At 71.8% G+C, this 3,662-nt stretch carries 2 protein-coding genes and 1 pseudogene; 2 read left to right on the forward strand and 1 reads right to left on the reverse strand.

What is annotated here, in order from left to right; genetic code table 11:
• The coding region (locus tag AOK00_RS08445; protein WP_055599690.1) for a sensor histidine kinase at positions 1-1,481 on the reverse strand (1,481 nt) is incomplete at its 3' end.
• A gap of 143 nt (positions 1,482-1,624) precedes the next feature.
• Between AOK00_RS08445 and AOK00_RS08450 the strand changes: the two are divergent.
• Together AOK00_RS08450 and AOK00_RS08455 are read left to right on the forward strand one after the other, a co-directional pair.
• Positions 1,625-3,047 (forward strand): annotated as a pseudogene (locus AOK00_RS08450) (cation:dicarboxylate symporter family transporter).
• Positions 3,044-3,662: family 1 glycosylhydrolase (locus AOK00_RS08455; RefSeq protein ID WP_159041704.1), on the forward strand; the 619-nt coding region annotated here is incomplete at its 3' end. The pseudogene AOK00_RS08450 and the gene AOK00_RS08455, both read left to right, overlap by 4 nt.

Genomic DNA, 3,662 nt, shown 5'->3' on the forward strand with positions numbered 1-3,662 from the left:
GGTCGCCGACACCGGCCCCGGGTGGTCCAGCCGCGGCACAGGACCGCGTCGCGGTCGGCCGGGCGGACGCCGGGGCCGGTGTCGGCGACCCGGAGGAGCAGTTCGCCGTCTCCCGTGCGCGCCGCGACCGTGACCGTCACGCGCGCGTGCGGGGTGCCGCCCGCCGCCTCCACCGCGTTGTCGATGAGGTTGCCGAGGATCGTCACCAGGTCCCGGGACGGCAGCGCCGCCGGCACCAGGCCGTCGTCGATACGGCTGTCCTCCGTGAGGACCAGCTCCACGCCCCGCTCGTTCGCCTGCGCCGCCTTGCCGAGCAGCAGCGCCGCGAGCACCGGCTCCCCGACGGCGTCCACGACCCGGTCCGTGAGCGCCTGGGCCAGTTCCAGCTCCGCCGTCGCGAACTCCACCGCCTCCGCCACCCGGCCCAGCTCGATGAGCGACACGACCGTGTGCAGTCGGTTCGCCGCCTCGTGGGCCTGCGAGCGGAGCGCCTCCGTGAACCCCCGCTCCGAGTCCAGCTCGCCCGACAGCGCCTGCAGTTCCGTGCGGTCCCGGAGCGTGGCGACCGTGCCGCGCCGCTCCCCGCCCACCACCGGCCGGGTGTTGACCACCAGGACCCGGTCCGCCGTCAGGTGCGTCTCGTCGACCCGCGGCTCCGAGGACAGCAGCGCGCCGGTCAGCGTCGCGGGGAGGCCGAGTTCCGCCGCCGGACGGCCGACGACCCCCTCGTCCAGACCCAGCAGCTCCCGCGCCCCGTCGTTGATGAGCGCGATCCGCCGCCGCCCGTCGAGCATCACGAGCCCCTCGCGGACCGCGTGCAGCGCGGCCTCGTGATAGTCGTGCATCCGGCTCAGCTCCGTCGCGTTCATGCCGTGCGTGTGGCGCCGCAGTCGCGCGTTGATCACGTACGTCCCCGCCCCGCCGAGCGCGAGCGCCGCGCCCGCCATGCCGAGCAGCGCGGTGACCTGCTCCCGTACCTGCTCGCTGATCTTGTCGATCGTGATGCCCGCGCTGACCAGCGCCACGACCCGGCCGCCGCCGTCGAAGACCGGCGCCACCGTCCGTACGGAGGGACCGAGCACCCCCAGGTGGGTCTCGGAGTGCGTCCGGCCCGCCACCGCCTCCTCGATGTGCCCGAGGTACGTCCGGCCGATCTGCTCCGGCTCGGGGTGGGTCCAGCGCGTGCCGTCCGGCGCCATGATCACCACGAAGGCCACGCCCGCGTGACGGCGCAGCGCCTCGGCGTACGGCTGGAGCACCGCCGTCGGGTCGGCGGACCGCGCCGCGGCGACCACGGACGGGGAGTCGGCGACGGCCGCGGCGGTCGCGGTGGCCTGCCGCCGAGCGGTCTCCTCGGCCTGCGCCCGGTCCGTGACGTAAGCGAAGACCGCACACCCGGCCACGACGACGGCCACGAGCACGACCTGCATCGCGAAGAGCTGGCCGGCCAGGCTGCGGGGGTGGGGGAGGGGGAAACGCATGCGGGTAAGTGTGCACGTGGGACCGTGCGCCGACGCATCGCGTTCCCGAATCGTTCCCTCACCGGCCTCCCCGTCCGTCCCCTCCGCACGGTTCGGTCGTGAACGAAACGTACGTAACCGTGACCCCGGTCACAGGCTGATGGATGCTCTCGGAGTCCACCGGGACGTGGACACCCCATCAGCACGAGGAGGACCCCGTGGCCGCAAGACGGGACCGTACGCACTATCTGTACCTGGCCGTGATCGGAGCCGTGGTGCTCGGCATCGCGGTCGGATTCCTGGCGCCCGGCGTCGCCGTCGAGCTGAAGCCGCTGGGGACCGGCTTCGTCAACCTGATCAAGATGATGATCTCGCCGATCATCTTCTGCACGATCGTGCTCGGCGTCGGATCGGTCCGAAAGGCCGCGAAGGTCGGTGCCGTCGGCGGTCTCGCCCTCGGTTACTTCCTCCTCATGTCGACCGTCGCACTCGCGATCGGCCTCGTCGTCGGCAACATCCTGGAGCCCGGCTCCGGGCTGCACCTCACCAAGGAGCTGGCCGAGGCCGGTGCCAAGCAGGCCGAGGGCGCGAGCGAGTCCACGCCGGAGTTCCTCCTCGGGATCATCCCCACGACCATCGTCTCCGCCTTCACCGAGGGCGAGGTCCTCCAGACCCTCCTCGTCGCGCTGCTCGCCGGCTTCGCGCTCCAGGCCATGGGCGCGGCGGGCGAACCGGTTCTGCGCGGAATCGGGCACATCCAGCGGCTCGTCTTCCGCATCCTCGGCATGATCATGTGGGCCGCCCCGGTCGGCGCGTTCGGCGCGATCGCGGCCGTCGTCGGCGCGACGGGAGTCGACGCGCTGAAGTCCCTCGCCGTCATCATGATCGGCTTCTATCTGACCTGCGCGATCTTCGTGTTCGTGGTCCTCGGGACGCTCCTCAGGCTGGTCGCCGGGCTCAACATCTGGACCCTCCTCACGTACCTGGGCCGCGAGTTCCTGCTGATCCTCTCCACCTCCTCGTCCGAGTCCGCGCTGCCGCGGCTCATCGCGAAGATGGAGCACCTGGGTGTCAGCAAGCCGGTCGTCGGCATCACCGTGCCGACCGGCTACTCCTTCAACCTCGACGGCACCGCGATCTACCTCACGATGGCCTCGCTCTTCGTCGCCGAGGCGATGGGCGACCCGCTCTCCGTCGGTGAGCAGATCTCCCTCCTCGTCTTCATGATCATCGCCTCGAAGGGGGCGGCGGGCGTCACCGGCGCCGGTCTCGCCACCCTCGCGGGCGGCCTCCAGTCGCACCGGCCCGAGCTGGTCGACGGGGTCGGCCTGATCGTCGGCATCGCGGCCGTCGCGATCGGCGCGGGCGGCGCGCTCGTCTGGTGGCTCCGCCGCCGGACGCACACCGGAAGCTGACCGGTACCGGAGCTTTACGGAGGACGGGCCCTTCCCGCATGCGGGAAGGGCCCGTTCGCACGGCGTGCGGGCAAACCTGAGAATTGTTCACGTTCCATTGACAGGGTGGACCCGGGGACCCGAAAGTGCCGTGAGCAACCCGCACGCCGACGATCGAAGCGAGTCCTCATGACAGCGCCCGTACCCGAGTTCCCGGCCGGTTTCCTCTGGGGAGTCTCCGCCTCCGCCTTCCAGATCGAAGGCTCGCTCACGGCCGACGGCCGCGGCCCCTCCAGCTGGGACGCCTTCACCGGAGAAGAGGGACGCGTCAAGGACGGCTCGCGCGCGGACGTGGCCACCGACCACTACCGGCGCTACCGCGAGGACGTCGCACTGATGGCCGAACTCGGCGTCGGCGCCTACCGGTTCTCGGTCTCCTGGTCCCGCGTCCTGCCCGAAGGACACGGCCGCGTCAACGACAGGGGGCTGGACTTCTACGACCGGCTCGTCGACGAACTGTGCGCCGCGGGGATCGCCCCGGTGCCCACGCTCTTCCACTGGGACACACCGCTCGCCCTGGAGGAGAACGGCGGCTGGCTCGACCGCGACACCGCCCAGCGCTTCGCGGCGTACGCCTCGGTGGTCGCGGAGCGGCTCGCCGACCGCGTACCCAGGTGGATCACCATCAACGAACCCGCCGAGGTCACCCTCCTCGGCTACGGCCTCGGCGAGCACGCCCCCGGCAGACGCCTGGTCTTCGACGCCCTGCCCGTGGCCCACCACCAACTCCTCGCCCACGGCCTCGGCG

It is taken from the genome of Streptomyces aureus, assembly GCF_001418135.1.
Classification (GTDB): domain Bacteria; phylum Actinomycetota; class Actinomycetes; order Streptomycetales; family Streptomycetaceae; genus Streptomyces; species Streptomyces aureus_A.